The sequence below is a fragment of the Halomonas faecis genome (assembly GCF_010993975.1).
Lineage (GTDB): Bacteria > Pseudomonadota > Gammaproteobacteria > Pseudomonadales > Halomonadaceae > Halomonas > Halomonas faecis.
In genome coordinates, this window is record NZ_JAACZO010000011.1 from 13,538 (window position 1) to 35,148 (window position 21,611).

Annotated in this window: 20 protein-coding genes; 16 read left to right on the forward strand and 4 right to left on the reverse strand. The window is 64.6% G+C overall.

Annotated features, from left to right (window positions below; all coding sequences use genetic code 11):
* Nucleotides 1-57 precede the first annotated feature (57 nt).
* From GFD32_RS05610 to GFD32_RS05650, 9 genes are all read left to right on the forward strand, one after another.
* The gene (locus tag GFD32_RS05610; protein ID WP_163575583.1) at nucleotides 58-1,809 is read left to right on the forward strand and encodes a methyl-accepting chemotaxis protein; all 1,752 of its coding nucleotides are present in this window, start codon (nucleotides 58-60) and stop codon (nucleotides 1,807-1,809) included.
* 25 nt (nucleotides 1,810-1,834) lie between these two features.
* Nucleotides 1,835-2,224 carry a chemotaxis response regulator CheY gene (gene cheY / locus GFD32_RS05615; protein WP_163575584.1) on the forward strand — a complete coding sequence of 130 codons (390 nt, stop codon included), beginning with the start codon at nucleotides 1,835-1,837 and terminating at the stop codon, nucleotides 2,222-2,224.
* 46 nt (nucleotides 2,225-2,270) lie between these two features.
* Entirely contained in the window at nucleotides 2,271-2,966 is a 696-nt protein-coding gene (gene cheZ / locus GFD32_RS05620) for a protein phosphatase CheZ (protein ID WP_163575585.1), read from the forward strand.
* Between the two features lie 164 nt (nucleotides 2,967-3,130).
* Nucleotides 3,131-4,300 carry a flagellar biosynthesis protein FlhB gene (flhB, locus tag GFD32_RS05625; RefSeq protein ID WP_163575586.1) on the forward strand — a complete coding sequence of 390 codons (1,170 nt, stop codon included), beginning with the start codon at nucleotides 3,131-3,133 and terminating at the stop codon, nucleotides 4,298-4,300.
* On the forward strand, nucleotides 4,297-6,378 hold the full coding sequence (gene flhA, locus GFD32_RS05630; RefSeq protein ID WP_163575587.1) for a flagellar biosynthesis protein FlhA: 2,082 nt from the start codon (nucleotides 4,297-4,299) through the stop codon (nucleotides 6,376-6,378). The genes flhB and flhA overlap by 4 nt, the downstream gene beginning before the upstream one ends.
* Nucleotides 6,379-6,381: 3 nt before the next feature.
* Nucleotides 6,382-8,586, forward strand: coding sequence for a flagellar biosynthesis protein FlhF (gene flhF / locus GFD32_RS05635; RefSeq protein WP_163575588.1), 2,205 nt, complete (start codon nucleotides 6,382-6,384; stop codon nucleotides 8,584-8,586).
* Complete coding sequence (locus tag GFD32_RS05640) at nucleotides 8,586-9,245, forward strand: hypothetical protein (RefSeq protein WP_163575589.1); 660 nt, start codon at nucleotides 8,586-8,588, stop codon at nucleotides 9,243-9,245. The genes flhF and GFD32_RS05640 overlap by 1 nt, the downstream gene beginning before the upstream one ends.
* 8 nt (nucleotides 9,246-9,253) lie before the next feature.
* Entirely contained in the window at nucleotides 9,254-9,646 is a 393-nt protein-coding gene (locus GFD32_RS05645) for a flagellar protein FlhE (RefSeq protein ID WP_240455556.1), read from the forward strand.
* A gap of 59 nt (nucleotides 9,647-9,705) precedes the next feature.
* Nucleotides 9,706-10,410, forward strand: a complete 705-nt coding sequence (locus GFD32_RS05650; RefSeq protein WP_163575591.1) for an RNA polymerase sigma factor FliA — start codon at nucleotides 9,706-9,708, stop codon at nucleotides 10,408-10,410.
* A gap of 12 nt (nucleotides 10,411-10,422) precedes the next feature.
* On the opposite strand, the gene GFD32_RS05655 is transcribed toward GFD32_RS05650, so the two are convergent.
* The gene (locus GFD32_RS05655; protein ID WP_163575592.1) at nucleotides 10,423-11,628 is read right to left on the reverse strand and encodes an EAL and HDOD domain-containing protein; all 1,206 of its coding nucleotides are present in this window, start codon (nucleotides 11,626-11,628) and stop codon (nucleotides 10,423-10,425) included.
* A 110-nt stretch (nucleotides 11,629-11,738) separates the two neighbouring features.
* Nucleotides 11,739-12,524, reverse strand: coding sequence for an EAL domain-containing protein (locus GFD32_RS05660; RefSeq protein ID WP_163575593.1), 786 nt, complete (start codon nucleotides 12,522-12,524; stop codon nucleotides 11,739-11,741).
* Nucleotides 12,525-12,748: 224 nt separating this feature from the next.
* Here GFD32_RS05660 and GFD32_RS05665 point away from each other — a divergent pair, with 224 nt between their 5' ends.
* The 3 genes from GFD32_RS05665 to GFD32_RS05675 are packed head-to-tail and all read left to right on the forward strand — an operon-like array spanning nucleotide 12,749 to nucleotide 16,273.
* On the forward strand, nucleotides 12,749-13,567 hold the full coding sequence (locus GFD32_RS05665; RefSeq protein WP_163575594.1) for a motility protein A: 819 nt from the start codon (nucleotides 12,749-12,751) through the stop codon (nucleotides 13,565-13,567).
* Nucleotides 13,560-14,252, forward strand: coding sequence for an OmpA/MotB family protein (locus GFD32_RS05670; RefSeq protein WP_163575595.1), 693 nt, complete (start codon nucleotides 13,560-13,562; stop codon nucleotides 14,250-14,252). Before GFD32_RS05665 ends, GFD32_RS05670 begins: the two co-directional genes overlap by 8 nt.
* 26 nt (nucleotides 14,253-14,278) lie before the next feature.
* Nucleotides 14,279-16,273, forward strand: coding sequence for a putative bifunctional diguanylate cyclase/phosphodiesterase (locus tag GFD32_RS05675; protein WP_163575596.1), 1,995 nt, complete (start codon nucleotides 14,279-14,281; stop codon nucleotides 16,271-16,273).
* A gap of 37 nt (nucleotides 16,274-16,310) precedes the next feature.
* Here the strand turns inward: GFD32_RS05675 and argF are convergent, their stop codons facing one another.
* Complete coding sequence (gene argF / locus GFD32_RS05680) at nucleotides 16,311-17,231, reverse strand: ornithine carbamoyltransferase (RefSeq protein WP_163575597.1); 921 nt, start codon at nucleotides 17,229-17,231, stop codon at nucleotides 16,311-16,313.
* A gap of 162 nt (nucleotides 17,232-17,393) precedes the next feature.
* Here argF and GFD32_RS05685 point away from each other — a divergent pair, with 162 nt between their 5' ends.
* On the forward strand, nucleotides 17,394-17,738 hold the full coding sequence (locus tag GFD32_RS05685; protein WP_163575598.1) for a Grx4 family monothiol glutaredoxin: 345 nt from the start codon (nucleotides 17,394-17,396) through the stop codon (nucleotides 17,736-17,738).
* Nucleotides 17,739-17,765: 27 nt separating this feature from the next.
* Here GFD32_RS05685 and rnt read toward each other — a convergent pair whose 3' ends face one another.
* Nucleotides 17,766-18,431, reverse strand: a complete 666-nt coding sequence (gene rnt, locus GFD32_RS05690; RefSeq protein WP_163575599.1) for a ribonuclease T — start codon at nucleotides 18,429-18,431, stop codon at nucleotides 17,766-17,768.
* A 152-nt stretch (nucleotides 18,432-18,583) separates the two neighbouring features.
* On the opposite strand from rnt, the gene GFD32_RS05695 reads away from it, so the two are divergent.
* From GFD32_RS05695 to GFD32_RS05705, 3 genes are all read left to right on the forward strand, one after another.
* Nucleotides 18,584-19,804, forward strand: a complete 1,221-nt coding sequence (locus GFD32_RS05695) for an argininosuccinate synthase (protein WP_163575600.1) — start codon at nucleotides 18,584-18,586, stop codon at nucleotides 19,802-19,804.
* A 215-nt stretch (nucleotides 19,805-20,019) separates the two neighbouring features.
* The gene (locus tag GFD32_RS05700) at nucleotides 20,020-20,319 is read left to right on the forward strand and encodes an HlyU family transcriptional regulator (protein WP_163575601.1); all 300 of its coding nucleotides are present in this window, start codon (nucleotides 20,020-20,022) and stop codon (nucleotides 20,317-20,319) included.
* 146 nt (nucleotides 20,320-20,465) lie between these two features.
* On the forward strand, nucleotides 20,466-21,593 hold the full coding sequence (locus GFD32_RS05705; protein WP_163575602.1) for a DUF294 nucleotidyltransferase-like domain-containing protein: 1,128 nt from the start codon (nucleotides 20,466-20,468) through the stop codon (nucleotides 21,591-21,593).
* Nucleotides 21,594-21,611: the final 18 nt, after the last annotated feature.

Sequence of the window (21,611 nt, forward strand, 5' to 3'; positions counted from 1 at the left end):
AACCGTAGCAATGCGTAATATGACCGTATCCCGAAATCGACTCGAGGCGTCAACCAAATGACCCGTTTCCTGCGTAATTTGAGCATCCATGCCGCCGTCATCGCGGCTCTGGCATTCTTTCTGGTGGCCTTTGCCGCCAACGTGGTCATCGCGACCCTCGCCGATCGGACATCGCAGGAAACGATCGACACCCTAGAGCAGGTCAACGTCGACCAGCTCAACGAGATCAACCGGGCCGACGCCTTGCTGAGAGGCGCTCTCTATGACCTGGAAGTGGCTTCCAACCTGTTCATGCTAGGGCGCAGTGGTCAAGCGGACGATCGTCTGGCCTCTGCCCTGGATGAGTTGGATCGTGCAGAGGTGCGTTTCGGGAATTTCGTTGCGGTGCCGCGTACTGAAGACGGTGAAGAGCTAGGGGCGAGGGTCGAGGAGACGTTCCAGGCCGTTCTCGATTTGGCACGCGAGCAGCACTCGGCGCTAGATTCCATGAATTCCACGGCGTTCAACACGCTCCGTGAAGAGATGGCCGAGCCGGTTGCCGCCAAGGCTGCCGCTATGACCGAGTTCATGAGTTATGCCTCCGAGCGTGGCGATGCCCTCAAGGCGGAACTCGAAGCGTTTTCATCATTGATCGCCTGGGTCGAGTGGGGCGTGCTGGCAGCGGTGGCGCTGCTCGTCGGTCTGATCTACTTGGGCCTGCGCGGCGTGGTGATCCGCCCACTCAACGTGGCGGTCGAGAACCTGGATGCCATCGCCAATGCCGATCTCACCTCGCGGATTCCCGAAGGCGGGCGCAACGAGGTCGGGCGACTGCTCAACGCCATGCGCGGCATGCAGCAGAGCCTGATCGGGATCGTCGGCGACGTGCGCACCAGCAGCGACTCCATTCATGTGGGAACCCGCGAGATCGCCACTGGCAACGCCGACCTTTCCTCGCGCACCGAGCAGCAGGCCGCCTCGCTGGAGGAGACCGCTTCCAGCATGCAGGAGCTGACCAGCACGGTACGCCAGAATGCCGACAACGCCCGCCAGGCCAGCGGCCTGGCGCAGGAGGCCTCGACGACTGCCGAGCGCGGTGGGGAAGTGGTCGACCGGGTGGTGACCACCATGGATGGCATCTCCGAGAGTTCCCAGAAGATCAGCGACATCACCGGCCTGATCGACTCCATTGCCTTCCAGACCAACATCCTGGCCCTCAATGCCTCGGTGGAGGCGGCACGTGCCGGCGAGCAGGGGCGCGGTTTCGCCGTAGTGGCTGGCGAAGTGCGCAACCTGGCCAGCCGCAGCGCCACGGCGGCGAAGGACATCAAATCGCTGATCGACGACTCCGTCACTCAGATCAAGGATGGTTCGGTGTTGGTGCGCGATGCCGGCGATACCATGCAGGAGGTGGTCAAGTCCGTGCGCCGGGTGACCGATATCATGGACGAGATATCGGCGGCCTCCCAGGAGCAGAGCGATGGCATCGAGCAGGTCAGCCACGCCGTGGAGCAGATGGATCAGGTGACCCAGCAGAACGCTTCCCTGGTTCAGGAGGCCTCGGCCGCCGCTGCTTCGCTCGAGGAACAGGCCAACCGGCTCGAGCGGGCCGTGGCGGTTTTCCGTCTGGCCAGCAGCGATCAGCATGCCGCCCCGGTCGCGAGCCGGCCGAGCTCTGATAACAGCCAGGGCGATCGGCATGCAGCGACTTCCGCCAGTCTGCCGGCTACTCGTGAGTCGCGACAGGCGGCACCGGTGGACCCCAAGCCCAAGCCCAGTAAGACGGAATCACGCCAAGCCGTCGCCGAAGGGGACTGGGAAGAGTTTTAATCGTCGAAAGCAATGAGGATTTCCGATGGCCGATAAAGACATGAGCTTTCTGGTGGTCGATGATTTTCCGACCATGCGCCGGATCGTTCGCAGCCTGCTCAAGGAGCTGGGGTACACCAACGTCGAGGAGGCCGAAGATGGCCAGGACGCGCTGACCAAGCTGCGTGCCGGCAATTTCGAGTTCGTGGTGTCCGACTGGAACATGCCCAACCTCGATGGTTTGGAGATGCTCAAGCAGATACGGGCGGATGACGAGCTCAAGGAGCTGCCGGTGCTGATGGTGACCGCCGAGGCGAAGAAGGAAAACATCATCGCCGCCGCCCAGGCGGGTGCCAGCGGCTACGTGGTGAAGCCGTTCACCGCGGCGACCCTGGAAGAGAAGCTCAACAAGATCTTCGAGAAGCTGGGCAAATGACGAGACCGGCGGGCGCTAGGCGTTCGCCGGTACGAGGAGACGAAAGATGAGCGCAAACGAGCAGTCGGGCGATGCCCGGTCGTCGGGCGCCGCGGGCGATGACCTGGTCCAGCGCATTGGCCAGCTCACACGCATGCTGCGCGAGAGCATGCGGGAGCTGGGGCTGGACAAGGAGATCGAGAAAGCGGCAGAGGCCATTCCCGATGCCCGCGATCGCCTCAGCTATGTAGCCAGCATGACCGAGCAGGCGGCGGAGCGGGCGTTGAACGCCATCGATCGCGCCCAGCCGCTGCAAGACTCGCTCAGCGAACGGGCCGTCGACCTGGACAAGCGCTGGGCCGAGTGGTTCGCCGAACCCAAGGAGCTGGATGACGCCCGCGAATTGGTCAAGGAGACGCGTACCTATCTGGCCGATGTCCCGGACAAGGCCCAGGCCACACAGAAGGAGCTACTCGAGATCATGATGGCCCAGGACTTTCAGGACCTGACTGGCCAGGTGATCAAGAAGATGATGGACGTGATCCGTGAGATCGAGCATCAGCTCGTTCAGGTGCTGATCGACAACGTCCCCGAGGAGCTCGCCCGCGAGAGCATGCAGCGCCAGGCCAACGATCAGTGGGAAAGCGATGCTCGCAAGCGGGATGAGGGCCTGCTCAACGGCCCTCAGGTCAAGCCGGACGCTGCCGACATCGTCACCGACCAGGATCAGGTGGACGATCTGCTGGACCAACTGGGGTTCTAGCCCTCAGCCTCCTGTCGCGGCGCGCCCGTCAGCGCGCCGTACGCTTTCCCCGGTGACTCGGCCGTGCCGATAAAGCCACGATCATAGGCGCTTTTTGGCGTATGGCTGCGGGTATCTTGCCGCCACAATGGCAGGCTGGAAAAACCCGTGTCGGGTAGTGGTCCATGGCCGACGAGAGCAGTGATCAGGAAAAGACCGAAGAACCTACCCCACGACGCCTGGAAAAAGCCCGTGAGGAAGGACAGGTTGCGCGCTCGCGCGAGCTGACGACCTTTCTCATGCTGCTGGGCGGCGTCGTCGGCATGTGGTCGATGGGCGGCCTGCTCTATGACCAGTTGGGAACGGTCATGGAGCAAGCCTTCCTCTTCGAGCGCCGCCAGGCCTTCGATACCGGGCCGATGCTTGCCAAGGTGCTCGAGCTCGGCCAGCGTACGCTGGTGGCCATGCTGCCGCTGTTCCTGCTGTTGGCGCTGATCGCGTTGGTGGCACCGGCCCTGCTGGGCGGCTGGCTGATCTCGGCCAAGTCACTGAAGCCGCAGCTCGGTAAGCTCAACCCTCTCAAGGGGCTCAAGCGTATGCTGGGTACCCAGGCGCTGGTGGAGTTTGCCAAGGCGGTAGCCAAGTCCGTGCTGGTGGGTGGTGTCGGCATGGGCTTTCTTTATTTGAAGCGTTATGACTACCTGGCGCTTCTCGACATGTCGACCACACAAGGCTTGGCAACGGCGCTGATGCTGGCCGCTCAGGCGTGCGGGTTGATGGTGCTGACGCTGCTGGTGGTGATCCTCATCGACGTGCCGTATCAACTATGGAGCCACACCAAGAAGCTGCGCATGAGCAAGGAAGAGGTCAAGCGCGAGCACAAGGAATCCGAGGGCGACCCTCACGTCAAGGCGCGCATACGCTCCCAGCAGCAGGCCATGGCGCGGGGCCGAATGATGAGTCAGGTGCCCGAGGCGGATGTCGTCATCACCAACCCCACTCACTACGCGGTGGCGTTGAAGTATGACGAGGCTCGCATGGGAGCGCCGCGGGTGGTGGCCAAGGGGGCCGATGCGGTGGCGGCGCGCATCCGCGAGCTGGGTGCCGAGTCCGGCGTACCGCTGCTCGAGGCGGCTCCCCTGGCTCGGGCTCTCTACCATCATGTCGATCTGGACAGCGAAATTCCCCTCGATCTGTATACTGCCGTGGCGGAGGTTCTGGCCTGGGCCTTCCGTCTCAAGCATGTGAACGACGAAGGGGGAGACGTGCCGCCAACGCCCGATAACCTGCCGGTGCCGCCTTCCATGGCTGTGCCGGGCAACGACGATACCGAACCGAACGGGGCGCGTGAATGAAATCCCTGAGCCAATACCTGGGGCGCCGTGACTGGCTGGGTGACGTGCGCATGAAACTGCTGGCGGGACCGGTCCTGATCATGATGATCCTGGCCATGATGATCCTGCCGCTGCCCCCATTTGGCCTCGACCTGCTGTTCACCTTCAACATTGCGCTGGCGGTAATGGTGCTGCTGGTGAGCATGTTCACCCAGAAGCCGCTGGATTTCGCCGCCTTCCCGGCGGTACTGCTGTTCACCACGCTGTTGCGCCTGTCGCTCAACGTGGCCTCCACCCGTGTGGTGCTGATGGAGGGACACGCCGGCGGCGATGCAGCGGGCAAGGTCATCGAGGCGTTCGGCAGTTTTCTGGTCGGCGGGAATTTCGCCGTGGGCTTGGTGGTATTTCTGATCCTGGTCATCATCAATTTCATGGTCATCACCAAGGGCGCCGGGCGTATCGCCGAGGTCGGCGCCCGCTTCATGCTGGATGCCATGCCCGGCAAGCAGATGGCCATCGATGCCGACCTCAACGCCGGCCTGATCGGTGAGGACGAGGCGCGCCAGCGTCGTTCCGATGTCGCTCAGGAAGCCGACTTCTACGGTTCCATGGACGGTGCCAGCAAGTTCGTGCGCGGTGACGCCATGGCAGGGCTGGTGATCATGGTGGTCAACATCATCGGCGGGCTGCTGATCGGCATGCTGCAGCACGGCATGAGTTTTTCCGACGCCGGGCGTACCTACACGCTGCTGACCATCGGCGATGGTCTGGTGGCCCAGATTCCGGCGCTGGTGATTTCCACGGCGGCCGGCGTCACGGTGTCCCGGGTCAACACCGACCAGGACGTTGGCCAGCAGATGATCAGCCAGCTGTTCATCAATCCACAGGTGATGATCCTGGCGGCGATGGTCATGGGGCTGCTCGGTCTGGTGCCGGGCATGCCCAATCTGGTGTTCCTGATTTTTACCGGCGTGCTCGGCGGTATCGCCTGGTTCTTGTTGCGCCAGCAGGAGCAGAAGCTGGTGGAAAAGGAAATGCAGGCCGCGCCGCCGCCGGCCCCCGAGGCGCCAGAGGCGAGTTGGGATGACGTCCAACTGGTCGATACCCTGGGACTCGAGGTCGGCCACCGTTTGATACCGCTGGTCGATCAGCGCCAGGATGGCGAGCTGCTGGCGCGCATCAAGAGCGTGCGCAAGAAGTTCGCCCAGGAAGTCGGCTTTCTGCCGGCGGTGGTGCACATTCGCGACAATCTGGAACTGGGCGCCAATACCTACGTGATCTCGCTGAAGGGCGCGGAGATCGGACGTGCCGAGGCGTTTCCCGGGCAGTGGCTGGCCATCGATCCGGGCCAGGTGACCGGGCAATTGCAGGGGACGCCGACCCAGGATCCCGCATTTGGGCTGCCGGCCGTATGGATCGATTCCGCGCAGCGCGAACATGCGCAGGTCTATGGCTATACCGTGGTGGATGCCGGTACCGTGGTGGCCACGCATCTCAATCACCTGCTGCATCGCCATTCGGCCGAGATGCTCGGCCGGCAGGAAGTGCAGAAACTGCTCGATAAACTGAGCGACGATCAGAAATCGCTGGTCGAGGACGTGGTGCCCAAGGCGATCAGCCTCACGGTGCTGCAGCGAATCCTGCAGAACCTGCTCGAAGAGGAGGTGTCCATTCGCGACATGCGCACCATCCTCGATACCCTGGCCGAATATGCGTCTCAGCAGCAGGATCCCAACGAGCTCACCGCTTTGGTACGCATCGCTCTGGGCAGGGCCATCACGCAGCAGTGGTTTGCGGGTCAGGAAACCCTCAATGTGATGGGGTTGGACGCCCAGTTGGAGCAGGTGCTCATGCAGGCCATGAACGGCAACGGCGCGCTGGAACCCGGTCTTGCCGAAACCTTGATGACCCAGGCCGAGCAGGCGCTGGAGCGCCACGAAGCGAGCGGCGAGCCGCCGGTGCTGGTCGTGCAGCACGCCTTGCGGCCGTTGCTGTCGCGCTTCCTGCGCCGTCGTCTCCGGCATCTGGTGGTGATGTCCCAGGCAGAGATTCCCGATGATCGAACACTACGCGTCACCACCCTGGTGGGAGGTCGATAAACCATGAGCGTCATGCGATTCACCGGTGCCAACAGTCGCGATGCCATGCGCCAGGTACGCGAGGCGCTGGGCGACGAAGCACTGATCCTCGCCAACCGGCGTACCGACAGTGGCGTCGAGATCCTGGCCATGGCCGAGTCGTCGGCGCCGGGCGGCGGCGAGGTACCGACGGCTCCCGCCTCGCCTGCGGTGGCCGAATCGCGTGCCGCCCCGGCCGGCAGTGCCGACGGCGCCTTTGCCGCCATGAGCGAGAAGCTGCTCGAGGAGATGCGCGACATGCGTGCGCTGCTGGCGCGCGATCAGCAGGGGCGCGAGTCGCCGAGTGGCCTCGACGCTCAGATATGCGATCTGCTGCTGGGCGTCGGCTTCGGAACGGCACTGGCCGATGAGGTTGTCGCGGCTCTCCCCGACGAGCTGGCCGCTGCCGACATCCAGGAAGAGCGCGTCATGGCGTGGATCAAGCGACAGCTGGTGCAGCGCCTTTCCGGACTCGATGACGAGGCGGCGTTCCTGGATCGCACCGGGGTGGTCGCTCTGATCGGCCCCACCGGGGTGGGCAAGACGACCACCACCGCCAAACTGGCGGCGCGTTACGTGATGCGTCACGGTACCCGCCCGGTGGCGCTGGTCACCACCGACAGCTTCCGGATCGGCGCCCACGAGCAACTGCGTATCTATGCGCGGCTGCTCGACGTGCCGATGTTCGCGCTTACCGCCGACCAGCCGGTCAACGATCTGCTGGGCCGAATGCAGGGCAAGTCCTGGGTCATCATCGATACCGTGGGCATGAGCCAGCGCGATCACCGGGTCATCGAGCAGGTTGGGCACCTGCGCGGCGGCAGCACCCCCGTGCGTCTGGTGCTGCTGCTCAATGCCGCCAGCCAGCCGGAAACCCTGGAAGAGGTGGTGCAGCGCTATCGTCAGGCGGCCCAGGCAGCCGGCGCCGAACTGAATGACTGCGTGATCACCAAGCACGATGAAGCCGGCCGCGTAGCCCCGGCGCTGGACATCGTCATGCGGCATGGCCTGCGCTTGCTGTTCGTTTCCCATGGCCAGCGCGTGCCCGAGGACATGTCGCTGGCCGAACCGCCCGCGTTGATCGACGAAGCGCTGGCCCAGCGTCGCGAGGTGCCTTATCGAGGTAGCGCCTCCGCACCTCGCGACGCGTCCGCGGGACGAACGCCGACGTTGATGGGCCAGGGGCGGCGTCTGGCGGGCACGCTGCAGGCGCTGCGCCAGCGTGTGGACGGCTTCGGCGAACTGGAGGCAGTCTGGGATCTGCTGGGCTTGCCCGACTCGGTCCAGCAGCAGCGTCTGGACGATCTGCTGGCGAGCTATCCCGGCCCCGATCGCGCACTGGGCATGCTGTGGAGCGAGCGTCGCCGGGTGAGTGGCGCTTCCTGGTCGATGCCGGACATCGCCTTGAATGCCGACGGTGACTGGCTGGCGCTGCCGCTGCTGCAGCATAGGCAGGTCGCTGGGCAACAGCCGCGCCTGGCCGATGCAGAAACGAAGCTGGGGGCCAGCGTTCATCTCATGGCAGGTCTACCCGATGCCGATGCCTGCCAGTGGCTGGAAAGCCGTTCGCAGAGCTGGGTCAGTCAGGTGCGCGGCAGCCAGCGCGTCGAGCATGCCGGAGAGCGCGACCCCCTCAAGGCGCTGGCTGCGCTCGCCGATCCCCTCGATGAGGCGCATTGCCGCTTCCGCGGCATGGCGGCGCGACTCAAGCTCGGTACTCTGGCAGTCAACGTGGTTCCCAGGCCGGCGCGACGCGGTGATGAGGGCTTGGCGGCACAGGCCTGGTTCGCCGAGGTACGCGATGCGGAAAGCGGTCGCACGGTAGCCCGGCGCTACTGGCTGACACCGGCACGACTGGCTCGCCAGCCCGTGCCGTTGTTGCTCCATCAGTTGCAGGGGGATGGCCTGGCACTGCTTGCCCGGCGTGCCTGGCAGCGTATCGAACCACAGGAGCTCGGCGAGTTGCGCCCCGATGTGCGACTGCTGATGGCCAGTGGCACGGCGGCGGTGGCGGCGCACCTCGATCTGGCCGATGACGAGGCGGCCATGGATCTACGTGCCGAGCTGCTGGGCCTGGCTGGCGGACGTCGTCGGCGACGTGACGTGGCGCTGATGGAGGCGTTGGTAGAGCTGTTCCTGGTGCGCGATGCCATTCGCCACCTGGGACTTGGTGAACGGGAGGCTGGCTAATGGGCATGGATCAAGCCGCCGGCTTGCGGCAGTGGGCCAGCGGAGGTGAGTCGGCCGATACCGGTTGTCCGCGTCATGTGGCGGAGATGCTGGTCGAACTTTCCGCCAGTCAGGAGGCGGCGGAACTGACGGCTCCGCAGCCGGAGCCATCGGCGGTGCCGCCGACGACGCAAGCCGCGCACGGTACTGAGTCGGCACCCGCGGCATCGTCGGGTGCCGGCGCAGCGGCGAAGGCACCCATGGGGCATTCACGTGCCCAGCCTTCTTCGGCGGATACGGTGACGCTGATGGTATTGGGCCTGCCGGGCATGGGCGAGCGCCAGGCGCGCAAGGTGACCGAGCTCTTCGAGGCGTGGGCCGCAGAGGGCCGCGACTGGATCGGTGACCCGGCCAACTGGCGCGTGGTACCGCTGGACCCATCCAGCCCCCATTTGCCGGTGCTGGCGACCGAGCAATCGCGCTGGGCCCTGTGGGTCGGCAGTGACGAGGAGGCTTTTCGTCGCGCCTACCGCGTGCTGAAGCAGGTGGCCGAGCGAGGTGGGCCCCAGCGCCTACTGGCAGTGCATCCGCCGGACGTGGGCCCCAAGGGCTTGCTGGATAACCTGCGGCGGGTGGCTGCCAACTATTTTGGCATCGAGTTGCTGGTGCTGGCCCGATGAGGGGGGTGATGAGCGCCATGCTGGTGGCCGCCGGCCTGTGGTCGACCGCAGCCGGTGCGGCCGGCAGCTGGGTAGCCAGCGCGCCGGCCATGACCGTCGTCATGGCCGAGCGTGAGATGAGTTCAGCCAGCCTTGCGCCACCCACGCCTCATCTGGCCCGGGGTGAGCGGATCGGGAGCATCCGCTGGCGTTATCGCGTGGCTACGGACGCGGCGGTGAACGCCCGTCTCTGTCAGGCCGAGCGGTGCGTGGCCCTGCCCGGCCCGCGCGGCCAGACGGATGCCTTGGCAGGAGGGGATGCACAGGCTCCGCTGAGGTTCCGCTTCACGCTGGCCGAGAAAGGTCAGCGTGCTGTCAGGGTGGAGGGACTGCAGGTGATCGTGAACCACGAAGCGCCATGACGTTGGCATGGGTGAGCGCCTTCGGCGCGACATCCGGGTGACGGCCGCGAGACGAGAGCATGTACACAGCACGAGGCAAGATCGAACAGAACGACCTGTTGGACCAGTACCTGCCGCTGGTGCGACGCCAAGCGCTGTCGCTCCAGGTACGGTTGCCAGCGAGCATCGAACTGGACGACCTGATCCAGGCCGGTACCGTGGGTCTGCTGGAGGCCATGGGGCGTTTCGATGCCGGCCAGGGGGCGAGCTTCGCCACCTTCGCCAGCCAGCGCATCCGAGGCGCGATGCTGGACGAACTGCGCAGCCGTGACTGGCTGCCGCGCAGCGTGCGACGCAATGCCAGGGCGGTGGACGAAGCCGTACGCAGCCTCGAGCAGCGCCTGGGGCGAGCCGCCGAGGAGACGGAGATCGCCGCTGAACTGGACATGGAGCTGGAAAACTATCGCCAGCTGCTCAGCGATACCAACAGCGGCCACCTGTTGCCCTTCGAGGCGCTGCTCGACGAGGGGCTCGAACCGGGGGTCGACAATGCCGAGGCCGACCGTCCGTTCGATGAGCTGATCGACCAGCAGAGACGCGATCGACTCATCGCGGGAATCGAGGCGTTGCCCGAACGCGAGAAGCTGTTGATGGCGCTCTACTATCAGGAAGAGCTGAACCTCAAGGAGATCGGTGCCGTGCTGGGCGTGACGGAATCGCGCGTCTGCCAGCTGCACAGCCAGGCGGTGAGCCGCCTGCGCACGCGCCTACGCGCGGACGGCTGAGCGTCGCTTGCGTCAAAGGTTGCCCATGAGCGCGCGGGTACTTTCCAACGCTGCCATGTAGCAGCGGTGCAGCTGGTCCGGGCGAGGCTCGTCGGGCATCTCTTCTATTTGGCGTTCATGGCTCTCGGCAAGGCTGAGCACGGCTCCCAACGGGCCCTGACGATCCTTCAGGGCGTGGATGATGGCCGTGTTGAGCGGCAGCTTGGCCAGCAGAGAATCGCGTTCCTCTTCCAGCAGGGCATCCATCAACGAGAACAGACCGGTGGTGAAGGCGTCTTCGGGGTCGAGATCGGGGAAAGGCGCTGCCAGGTTGCGACACATGAAGGCGCGCACCAGGGCCATGCGCAGTACGATGCGAGACGATGGCTGCAGGCTGGCCAGGGTCAGCGTCAGAATCAGGCGGCGCAGCTCGATCAGGCCGAGAATCTGCATGCCGCGGCGCAGGTCGACGACTTCCTTGCCGCCCCGGTTGAAGTAGCTGGAATTGGCGCGGCGCAGGATGGCGACGTGAAGGTGGGGCATCTGCACGACCAGCTCCTGCAGTCGCTGCAAGTCGGTGTTTTCGTCGTAGAGCGCCTGGATCAGGCGGATCTGGGCGGCCTTGTTGCCGTGCCGGCCGCGCGGGCGTGAGGCGATGAAGTCGGGCTTGGCCAGATAATGGCCATCGTAGTAACGGCAGCCCATGGCCCGGTAGCGTTCGAGCGCTTCCGCGCTGTCGATCCGCTCGGCCAGCAGGGCGAGGTCGGCCTTGGCAAGGCGGCTGAGGGTATCGGCGTCGAGGTCGTCGGGTGAGCTCAACCGTACGATGTCGGTGCGTGGAAGCAGGACATCGGAGGCGCATGCCAGCAGGCTGGCTGGCAACTGGAGCCGATAGCCCCTCTCGCGCATCTCGTCCAGGCGCTGAAGCAGCTCGTCGGTCAGGTTGGCCGTGGCATCGATCCCGATCACCAGTCGGCTGGCCGGCGTGGGCAGCAGCTCGGGACGATTGATCCATGGCAATGGGAGCGTGACGAACAGCAGGCGTTCGTCCAGCAAGCCGGTGTCGCCGAGCTCGTAGACGGCGACGGCCAGGGCGCGGGCGGTGGCGGCCAGGATGTCGTCGCTTTCGTCGTCATCCGGCTGGCGATATACGAGCCGCTCGGCGACGTGACGATGCTCACTGTCGTGGATGGGGTGGAGGGCAAGGGTGCAAGGATCGAGATCCCGTGACTCCGACATGCTGCATGGCTCCTTGCTGGATGCGTATGTGCGCGTGAGCATGATACGGGAAGACGGCGGCGACGTCCTCTTCGGCCGCTTGGCTTGGCCGGCGCGGAGCCGGTTGCGACTCAGGCGTCGAGCGTCTCGCGCAACGCTTCCAGGTGTGCGTCGAGCCCGTTGGCCAGCGTTTCCAGAGCGGGCCGAGCGTGAAAATAGCCCTGTTGGTGAGTCAGCCCGTTGCGAGCGAGCCATAGGGCCTCCTCGCGCGTCTCGACGCCTTCGGCGATGAGTCCGATGTCGAGATCGTCGGCGAGCGTCACCAGGCTGTGCAGAATGGCCTGGCGGCGAGGATCGCGGTCGCAGTGGCTGATCAGAGTGCGGTCGATCTTGAGGCGGTCGGGATGCAGAACCGTCAGCAGGTCGAGGTTGGCGTAGCCGTTGCCGAAGTCGTCGAGAGCGGTGGCGAAACCCATGCGTCGGTAGGTGTCGATGATGTTGCGCAGGTGTTGCTGATTCTGTACCTGCTCGGTTTCGGTGATTTCGAAGATCAGCCGCTCGGTGGGCCAGCCGACCTTCCTGGAAACCTCGAGGGTGGCCTGAATGCAGGCACTGGGCTCGTACACCGCATTGGGCAGGAAGTTGATGGAGAGGTTGCCGGTCATGCCCAGGTGGCTGGCCAGTTCGATGGCGCGGATACGGCAGGCCTGGTCGAACCGGTAGAGCAGCTTGGGCGTCACTTGGGACAGAATGCTGAAGGCCGACTCGCCGTTGGGGCCGCGCACGAGAGCCTCATGCGTGGTCACCCGGGCCTGAGCCAGGTCGACGATGGGCTGAAAAGCCATGGTGAACTCGAAGGGCAGCGGCTGTTCGCAGCGAGGGCAGCCATCTTCGGTGCTGGTGAGGCATCGGTGCATCACGGCTCCTGGTTCGGGATTGTAGGGCAGCCGCAACTGGGCCTGTACGCCAAGGTATCGGCCTCGTTGACGGAATCTTTAACGGATAGCCATGGACTTGTTCGAGATCAAGGACGATACCGCTGAGCCGTTGCTGTCGAAGGTGGCAGCAGTCTAAAGTCTGGGGCCGTGTCGCCGATATCGTGTTATCGAGAACGCGCGCCCACGCAGTACTGGAGCCCTGAATGAATCCATCCACCATCATCGGCATGCTTGCCAGCATCGTGCTGCTGGTCAGCGTGCTTTTCTTCACCGCCGAATCGCCGCAGAGCTTCTTGAACCTGCCCGGTCTTGCCATCGTGCTGGCGGGCACCATGGCGGCCACCTTCATCAGCTACCCGTTGCGCGAGGTATTGCGGGTGGTTCGGTTGGTAGGGTTGGTGTTCCGGCGTGAGAACACCTATACCCGCGACGACATCAAGGAACTCGTCGATATGGCGCGGCTGTGGTTCAAGGGCGACGTACGAGCCGTCGAAGAGGCCCTGGAGCGTACGCGCAATCCCTTCCTGCGCACCGGCATCCAACTGGTCATCGCCAATACCAAGGAAGAGGAGATCTTCGACTTGCTGCGCTGGCGCATCGCCCGACTGAAGGCCCGCGAGCACGCCGAAGCGCAGATCTTTCGCACCATGGCGACCTACGCGCCGGCATTCGGCATGATCGGCACCCTGGTGGGGCTGGTGAACATGCTGGAGGTGATGGAGGCCGGCGACCTGCATGTCATCGGACCACGCATGGCAGTGGCGCTGCTCACCACCTTCTACGGCATCCTGCTCGCCAACCTGGTGTTCAAGCCCGTTGCGGTGAAGCTCGAGCGGCGCACCGAGGAGCGCTTGATCGCCATGAACATGGTGCTCGAGGGTATCTCGCTGATCACCAAGCGGCGCCTGCCGTCCTTCATCGAGGAGACGCTCAACTCCTTCGTGGCCAACTACCACGATGAAATCCGCGATGTGGGGCCGGCCAACCAGAACGATCCGACCGAGGCGGGACAGAATGCTTGACAGCACCACCCGCAACGCCTTGCAGCCACCCTCGACCGGTGGGGGCGACGAGGAGGGGTGGCTGATGAGCTATCTGGATGTGCTGACGCTGCTCATCACCCTGTTCGTGCTGTTGGTATCGATGATGGGTAACGGCGTTGCCAGCATGGGCACGCAGGCCGGGGGGCAGTCGCGCCAGGAGATCACGCCGGAGGCTCGGGTAGCAGCCATGATCGTGGCCGGACAGCTGTCGCCGGGCCTCAAGCCGCGACACGATGGGCTCGAGCCACGCTTTTCCGGGCTGCAGATCGATGGGGTGAGCGTTGCCGAGGGCGATCGCGGCATCACGCTGCGCATCGACGACAACCTGCTGTTCAGCAGTGGCGCCGCTCAGTTGACCGGGCAGGGCGAGGAGGTGCTGAGTAGCTTGCACGATACCCTGGCCGAGTTCGACGGTGAGGTGTCGGTGGAGGGGCATACCGACGATGTACCCATCGCCACGGCGCGCTTTCCTTCCAACTGGGAACTTTCCACGGCGCGGGCCATCGCGGTACTGCGCTTCCTGACCGAGCTGGGCGTGGACGCCGAGCGGCTGCGCGCCGTGGGGTATGCCGATACCCGGCCGCTCGAAAGCAACGATTCGGCGCAAGGACGTGCCGCCAACCGTCGTGTGGAACTGCTGCTGCGCCAGCCTGCCGGCCAGTAGCCCAGCACCGTAACCGAGGAGAGGCTTTGTCGTCGGATAACGACATCCCCATGCCCCGGCGCTGGAGCGCCTGGCAGGCCATCGCCCTGTACGTCACGGCGATGACCTGTCTGCTGACACTGCTCATCCTGCTGGTCGCGGTCGGTCAGAACGCGGGTAGCTGGCTCTACGACTGGCGTCACAAAGTGCTCGTGCTTTCCTGTGGCTGGCTGCTGGTGGCTCTCGCCGGGTTGCTGGCGCTGGTGCACTATCTGCGTCTGCGAAAAACGGAAGCCGAGCTGCTGCGCAGCGAACGGCGGCTGTGGCACATCAACCGTTCGTTGCAGGCAGAGCTGCGCATTGCCGCCATGGCGTTCGAAACGCACCTGGGGATGTTCATCACCGATGCCCGGGGGCGTATCCAGAAGGTCAACCGCACCTTCGAGGCGATCACCGGGTATCGCGAGTCGGAGGTGCTCGGCTGCAATCCGCGCATGCTCAACTCCGGACGCCACCCGCCCGAGTTCTATCGCGAGATGTGGCAGCACATCCATGACGAGGGGAGCTGGCAAGGCGAGCTGTGGAACCGTCGCAAGAATGGCGACACCTACCCGCAGCGTCTCACCATCAGTGCGGTGACCGATGACGCCGGAGAAGTCACCCACTACGTGGCGACGCTCAGCGACATCACCACCCGCAAGGCGGCCGAGCAGGAGGCGTATCGCCTGGCTTACTACGATCCGCTCACCGGGTTGCCCAACCGTCGCATGATGCTCGATCGCATCGGGCATGCCCTGGAGGCGTATGCGCGTACCCAGCAGCAGGGTGCCGTGCTGTTCATCGATCTCGATGGTTTCAAGCACGTCAACGACAGCCTGGGACATCAGCAGGGGGATGACGTGCTGCAACTGGTGGCGCGACGCTTCGAGGAGGCGGGTCACGATGGCGATCTCGTCGCGCGGATCGGCGGTGACGAGTTCGTGATCCTGGTCGAGGCATTGGGCGAGGATCTCGAGATGGCCTCTCAGGCCGCCGAGCGCAAGGCCAACAAGCTGCTCGCCGCGCTCGCCGAGCCGTTTCGGGTCGGCGAACAGCGCCACCCGGTTTCGGGCAGTATCGGCATCACCCTGCTCGGTGATGGTACCGAGAGCGTCGAGGAGTGCCTGCAGCAGGCGGAGATGGCCATGTACCAGGCCAAGCAGGCGGGGCGCAACACCCTGCGCTTCTTCGATCCCGTGATGCAGGCCGTGGCAGTCCGGCGAGCCATGCTGGAGTCGGATCTGCGTCAGGCCGTGGCGCACGATCAACTGCACCTCTTCTACCAGGTGCAGGTCGACGAAGCGGAGCGAGTGATGGGGGTGGAAGCGCTGCTGCGTTGGCAGCATCCGGAGCACGGCATGGTGCCGCCCGGCGATTTCATTCCGGTGGCGGAGGAGAGCTACCTGATCGTTTCCATCGGACGCTGGGTGCTGGAGACCGCGTGTCGACAGCTGGCGGCATGGGCTGCCCGTGCAGAGACGTCGGGCATGACCATGGCCGTCAACATCAGCCCCCACCAGTTCCAGCAACCCGATTTCGTGGCCGAGGTGGAAGCCGTGCTGGAGGAGACCCAGGCTCCTCCCGAGCGACTCAAGCTGGAACTCACCGAAACCCTGTTCCTGGAGGAGCCGGAGATCGCCCGCGCGACCATGCTTCGCCTCAAGACACTGGGCGTGCGCTTCTCCCTGGACGATTTCGGCACCGGCTACTCGTCGCTCTCCTACCTCAATCGGCTGCCTCTCGATCAGCTCAAGATCGACCAGTCCTTCGTGCGGCCGCTGTTCGAGGACAGCGCCAACGAAGTGATTTCGGCATCGATCATCCAGCTCGGCCGCAACTTGGGCCTGGAGGTGATTGCCGAGGGCGTGGAAACCGAGGCGCACCGCGAGTGGCTGGCCGGGCAGGGCTGTGACGCTTATCAGGGGTATCTCTTCTCGCGCCCGCTGCCACTCGATGACTTGGAAACGCTGCTGGAGACGTCAGCCTGTACCACGGGCCGCTGACCGGGTTGCCCAGCCCGGCGTGGCGCCCCACGGAGCGTTAGTCCTCGACGCGGCCCAGCAGCAGGAATTCGATCAGTGCCTTCTGGGCGTGCAGGCGGTTGCCGGCTTCCTGCCAGACCACGGCGCGCGGATCGTCGAGCAGGGTCTCGCTGATCTCTTCACCGCGGTGGGCGGGCAGACAGTGCAGAAACAGCACGTCGCGCTTGGCGCGGTCGAGCAGGTCTTCGCTGACCCGGAAACCGGCGAAGTCGGCCTCGCGCTTGGCCTGTTCCTCTTCCTGGCCCATGGAGGCCCAGACATCGGTGGTCACCAGGTCGGCATCCACGACCGCGGCTTCGGGGTCGTGGAGAATCGTCACTTGGTCCTCGGCGGCGTCGAGTATGTCCTGGCGCGGCTCGTAGCCTTCGGGGCAGCACACGCGCAGCCGGAAACCGAACTGGCGGGCGGCATTGATCCATGAATGGCACATGTTGTTGCCATCGCCGATCCACACGGCCGTCTTGCCCTTGATGTTGCCGCGTTGCTCCGTCCATGTCATGACATCGGCGAGCAACTGACAGGGATGATAGTCGTCGGTCAGGGCATTGATCACCGGAACGCTGCTGGCGGCAGCGTATGCCTCGAGGCCGACATGCGAGAAGGTGCGAATCATCACGATGTCGACCATCTCGGCGAGCACGCGGGCGGTGTCCTCGATCGGCTCGCCGCGGCCGAGTTGGGTATCGCGGGGTGAGAGAAAGAGTGCATGGCCGCCGAATTGGGCCATGGCGGTTTCGAAGGAGACGCGTGTGCGGGTCGAGGATTTCTCGAAGATCATCGCCATGGTGCGGTTGGCGAAGGGGGCGTAAGTCGGCCCCTGAGCCCGCAAGCGGTTCTTGATGGTGATGCCGCGCTGGATGAGGTAATGCAACTCGTCGCGGCTCAGATCCAGTAGCGTCAGGAAATGGCGTGTCGCCATGGTGGTTTCTCCCACGAAAAAACGCCCATCCTAGCCAGCCGTCGGGGGATGCGCAATGCGCCTGGCATGGGTAGAATGTGGCCATGAATAAAGGCCAAGCGTCGCACTCGGGTATTGCCCGTCGGCGAGCTTGCCACTCACGTGAAAGAACCGGGAGCGCAAATGAGCACCACCATCGAGAACATCCAGCGTCAGATCAGCGAAAATCCGATCCTGATCTACATGAAGGGGACGCCGCAGCTGCCGCAATGCGGGTTCTCGGCCCAAACCGTTCAGGCTCTGATGTCCTGCGGTGAGCGTTTCGCCTTCGTCAACGTACTCGACAACCCGGACATTCGCGCCGAACTCCCCAAGTATGCCAACTGGCCGACGTTCCCTCAGCTGTGGGTCGACGGCGAGCTGGTGGGCGGTTGCGACATCGTCGCCGAGATGTACGAAAGTGGCGAGCTGGAGACGCTGATCAAGGAAACTGCCGAGAAGCACAAGGACGATCAGCCGGAAGGCTGAAGCTCGAAGAGCGGCGCTTCGCCTTTCTTACTCCTCTTCCATCCCCTGTTCGCGCTGGGCCTGCGCCCAGCCCCCCAGATCCTTGTAGCGATTGACCATGGCGCAGAAAAGCTCGGCGGTGCGTTCGGTATCGTAGCGTGCCGAGTGCGCCTCCTGGTTGTCGAAGGGGATGCCCGCGGCCTGGCAGGCACGGGCGAGTACCGTCTGGCCGTAGATCAGCCCGGCGAGGCTCGCCGTATCGAAGCTCGAGAACGGATGGAAGGGGTTGCGCTTGATACCGCAGCGCGCCACGGCTGCATTGAGGAAACCATGGTCGAATGCCGAGTTGTGGCCGACCAGCACGGCGCGGGTGCAGCCGTGGGCTTTGATTGCCTTGCGCACGGGACGAAAGATCTCGCCGAGCGCCTCGGCTTCGGAGAGGGCGACGCGCTGGCGCAGTGGGTCGTCGAGCTTGATGCCGGTGAAGTCCAGCGCCGATTGCTCGATGTTGGCTCCTTCGAAGGGGTCCAGATGAAAGGCGTAGGTGGCATCGGGTAGCAGATTGCCGTCCGGGTCCATGGTGAGGGTGACGGCAGCGATCTCCAGAATCGCATCCCGCTGGGAGTCGAACCCTCCGGTTTCCAGGTCCACCACCACTGGCAGGAAGCTGCGGAATCGCTGGGCCATCAGATCGCGGGCTATCGCCTCGCTCATGCACCTCTCCTTCGTCTATGCGCCGATTGCGGTCGTCGAAAAGTGGACAGCAGTCTAGCAGGTTGGCAAGAGGCCGTCCCGCGCCGGTATTCGCCGCGCAGCAGCCACGCTATAATCCCAACCTTCAGTCGTTCATCACAAAGGAGCCCCGAATGTCCGATGTCAAGAAGGTCGTGCTGGCCTATTCCGGCGGCCTGGATACATCCGTCATCGTCAAGTGGTTGCAGGAGACCTATGACTGCGAGGTCGTGACCTTCACTGCCGACATCGGCCAGGGCGAGGAAGTGGAGCCGGCTCGTGCCAAGGCTCAGGCGCTGGGCGTCAAGGAGGTCTACATCGAAGATCTCCGCGAGGAGTTCGTGCGCGACTACGTCTATCCGATGTTTCGCGCCAACACCATCTACGAAGGCGAGTACCTCCTGGGTACCTCCATCGCCCGCCCGCTGATCGCCAAGCGCCTGATCGAGATCGCCAATCAGACCGGTGCCGACGCCATTTCTCACGGTGCCACCGGCAAGGGCAACGACCAGGTTCGCTTCGAGCTCGGGGCTTATGCGCTCAAGCCCGGCGTCAAGGTGATCGCACCGTGGCGCGAGTGGGACCTGACCTCCCGCGAGAAGCTGATGGCCTACTGCCAGCAGCACGACATCCCGGTGGACTTCACCAGCCAGAAGAAGAAGTCCCCGTATTCCATGGACGCCAATCTGCTGCACATTTCCTACGAAGGCGGCAACCTCGAGGATCCGTGGGTGGAAGCCGAAGAGGACATGTGGCGCTGGAGCGTCTCCCCGGAAGCCGCCCCGGACACCCCGACCTATGTCGAGCTGACCTATGACAAGGGCGACATCGTGGCCATCGACGGCCAGCCGATGAAGCCCCATGACGTGCTCTCCCGTCTCAACCAGTTGGGAGGCGACAACGGCATCGGCCGTCTGGACATCGTCGAGAACCGCTATGTGGGAATGAAATCCCGCGGTTGTTACGAGACGCCGGGTGGCACCATCATGCTGCGCGCTCATCGCGCCATCGAGTCGATCACTCTGGACCGGGAGGAAGCCCACCTCAAGGACGAGCTGATGCCCAAGTACGCCGAGGTGATCTACAACGGTTACTGGTGGAGCCCCGAGCGGCGCATGCTGCAGGCCGCCATCGACGAAACCCAGAAGAACGTCTCCGGCGTGGTGCGCATGAAGCTCTACAAGGGCAGTGCCACCGTGGTGGGGCGCAAGTCCGAGCAGTCGCTGTTCGACGAGTCGATCGCCACCTTCGAAGACGATGCCGGCGCCTACGACCAGAAGGATGCCGAAGGCTTCATCAAGCTCAATGCCCTGCGGTTGAGGATTGCTGCCGGGAAGGGGCGCCAGCAGGATTAAGGAAACGCTGATTTATTGCTGCGCTCGATATCTTGGCCGCCGGCGGTGCTCGTACGCGAGCCCGGTCGAAATCCTCACCTAGTACCGCATAGGCTCCGGTTTCTGTGCTCCGGCGACGGCCAACCTCTCTTCGCTCGCTACATAAATCAGGCGTTCCCTGAAATGCTGCCTGTGCCGGCACCGACTGGGCCGGCGCGCTTGTCTTGGGAGGTCATATGCTGAAGAAACTGTTGGGTGGTCTGTTCGGTAGCGGTGGAGATGCGTCGGGGAGTACGGCGACTGCCGAGCCGGTGGAGTATCACGGCTACCAGATCATCTCCGAGCCGGCGGAACAGGGTGGGCAGTTCCGCGTCAGCGGCTGGATACGCAAGCCCGGGGCCGATGGCGAGACCCTCGAGCACCGCTTCGAGCGTTCCGACCTGGTACCCGGTCGCGAGGCCTGCGATGACCTGATGGTACGCAAGGCGCAGATTTACATCGATCAGGTTGGCGACGAGATGTTCGAGCCGCGCTGAGCCCCTTCAGGCAATGGCAGCGAGATGCGATGGAGGTCCGGGATCGGTCGTTGCTCGTTTTCCTGCGCCTTTCGCCCAAGTGCTGTCGGGTGGCGCTCTCGCTACACTTCGGTCATTGCCGATTGACGCGATGAGCGGAAGTGTCCATGCGCCTGCTGCACCGAGCCTCCCCGTGGCGTGACCTCTTCGCCGCCGATACGCTGCCCGACCCTCGGCGGCTCCCCGATCTGCTGGCGCCGCTGAGTTCGGCCCTGGCGGAGCTCGGCCCAACGCCAAGCCTCGCTGCCGCGCACGCCTGGCAGGGGCGGCTGGTCGAAGCCCTGGGCCGCCTCGATCTGCCCGCGGGGCGTATCAGCCAACTGATCAGCGACCACAACGATTGGCTCTATCGACGGGCCATCGAACTCTCCCTCGACGAGATGGCCGGCCAGGGCTGGGGTGCGCCCCCGGTGGCCTACTGCGTACTCACGCTGGGCTCCGGCGCCCGCCATGAGAGCCTGCTCGGGCCGGACCAGGACAACGCCATGATCGTCGACGACTACCCGGATGCTCAGCACACCGCGATCGACGGCTATTTCCAGAATCTTGGTGAGCGATTCACGGCGCGCCTGGACGAAGCCGGTATTCCACTCTGCAACGGCCATGTCATGGCGCGCTGGCCGATGTGGCGCAAGCGGCTCTCCGAATGGTGCGAGCAGCTGTCGATCTGGACGGCCGAGCGGCGAGTGAAGCGGGTGCAGCAGGCCAACATCCTGCTTGACTTCCATCCGGTCCACGGCGACGTCTCACTGGCCGAGTCGCTGCGCGACTGCGTGGCGGAGCGGCTGCCGAAGGCGGGGCTCTTCCTCGACGAGATGGCGGCACTGCTCGATGAATCGCCAGTGGCGCTGGATCGTTTCGGGCGGGTTGCCGGCGGTGGAGATGGCGCTCCCCATGACCGCGCCGTGAATCTCAAGCATCAGGGGGTGTTGCCGCTGGTGGGGGGCGTGCGGTTACTGGCGCTGCGTCATGGCGTGCGTCCGCCGGATACCCGTCGGCGGTTGGCCTCCCTGGTGGCCAAAGGGGCGCTGGATAGCCGTGAGGCGTATGGCCTGGGGGCGGCGCTGGAGCGGCTGCAGGCGCGGTTGCTGGCGGCCCAGCGACGTAGTCTGGCAGCTGGTGGCGGAGCTGATGGTTGGGTCGACCAGGCGCAGCTGGAAGCGGACGAACGCCTTCTGCTGCGCCATGATCTGCACACGATACGGCGTTTCGTCCGTCAGGTCGGTCGTCGGTAGCGTGTCACTGAGCGGGCG

Coding starts and splice junctions, on each gene's coding strand:
- GFD32_RS05610 (WP_163575583.1), top strand. CDS start 58: ATGACCCGTTTCCTGCGTAATTTGAGCATCCATGCCGCCGTCATCGCG.
- cheY (WP_163575584.1), top strand. CDS start 1,835: ATGGCCGATAAAGACATGAGCTTTCTGGTGGTCGATGATTTTCCGACC.
- cheZ (WP_163575585.1), top strand. CDS start 2,271: ATGAGCGCAAACGAGCAGTCGGGCGATGCCCGGTCGTCGGGCGCCGCG.
- flhB (WP_163575586.1), top strand. CDS start 3,131: ATGGCCGACGAGAGCAGTGATCAGGAAAAGACCGAAGAACCTACCCCA.
- flhA (WP_163575587.1), top strand. CDS start 4,297: ATGAAATCCCTGAGCCAATACCTGGGGCGCCGTGACTGGCTGGGTGAC.
- flhF (WP_163575588.1), top strand. CDS start 6,382: ATGAGCGTCATGCGATTCACCGGTGCCAACAGTCGCGATGCCATGCGC.
- GFD32_RS05640 (WP_163575589.1), top strand. CDS start 8,586: ATGGGCATGGATCAAGCCGCCGGCTTGCGGCAGTGGGCCAGCGGAGGT.
- GFD32_RS05645 (WP_240455556.1), top strand. CDS start 9,254: ATGAGCGCCATGCTGGTGGCCGCCGGCCTGTGGTCGACCGCAGCCGGT.
- GFD32_RS05650 (WP_163575591.1), top strand. CDS start 9,706: ATGTACACAGCACGAGGCAAGATCGAACAGAACGACCTGTTGGACCAG.
- GFD32_RS05655 (WP_163575592.1), bottom strand. CDS start 11,628: ATGTCGGAGTCACGGGATCTCGATCCTTGCACCCTTGCCCTCCACCCC.
- GFD32_RS05660 (WP_163575593.1), bottom strand. CDS start 12,524: ATGCACCGATGCCTCACCAGCACCGAAGATGGCTGCCCTCGCTGCGAA.
- GFD32_RS05665 (WP_163575594.1), top strand. CDS start 12,749: ATGAATCCATCCACCATCATCGGCATGCTTGCCAGCATCGTGCTGCTG.
- GFD32_RS05670 (WP_163575595.1), top strand. CDS start 13,560: ATGCTTGACAGCACCACCCGCAACGCCTTGCAGCCACCCTCGACCGGT.
- argF (WP_163575597.1), bottom strand. CDS start 17,231: ATGGCGACACGCCATTTCCTGACGCTACTGGATCTGAGCCGCGACGAG.
- GFD32_RS05685 (WP_163575598.1), top strand. CDS start 17,394: ATGAGCACCACCATCGAGAACATCCAGCGTCAGATCAGCGAAAATCCG.
- rnt (WP_163575599.1), bottom strand. CDS start 18,431: ATGAGCGAGGCGATAGCCCGCGATCTGATGGCCCAGCGATTCCGCAGC.
- GFD32_RS05695 (WP_163575600.1), top strand. CDS start 18,584: ATGTCCGATGTCAAGAAGGTCGTGCTGGCCTATTCCGGCGGCCTGGAT.
- GFD32_RS05700 (WP_163575601.1), top strand. CDS start 20,020: ATGCTGAAGAAACTGTTGGGTGGTCTGTTCGGTAGCGGTGGAGATGCG.
- GFD32_RS05705 (WP_163575602.1), top strand. CDS start 20,466: ATGCGCCTGCTGCACCGAGCCTCCCCGTGGCGTGACCTCTTCGCCGCC.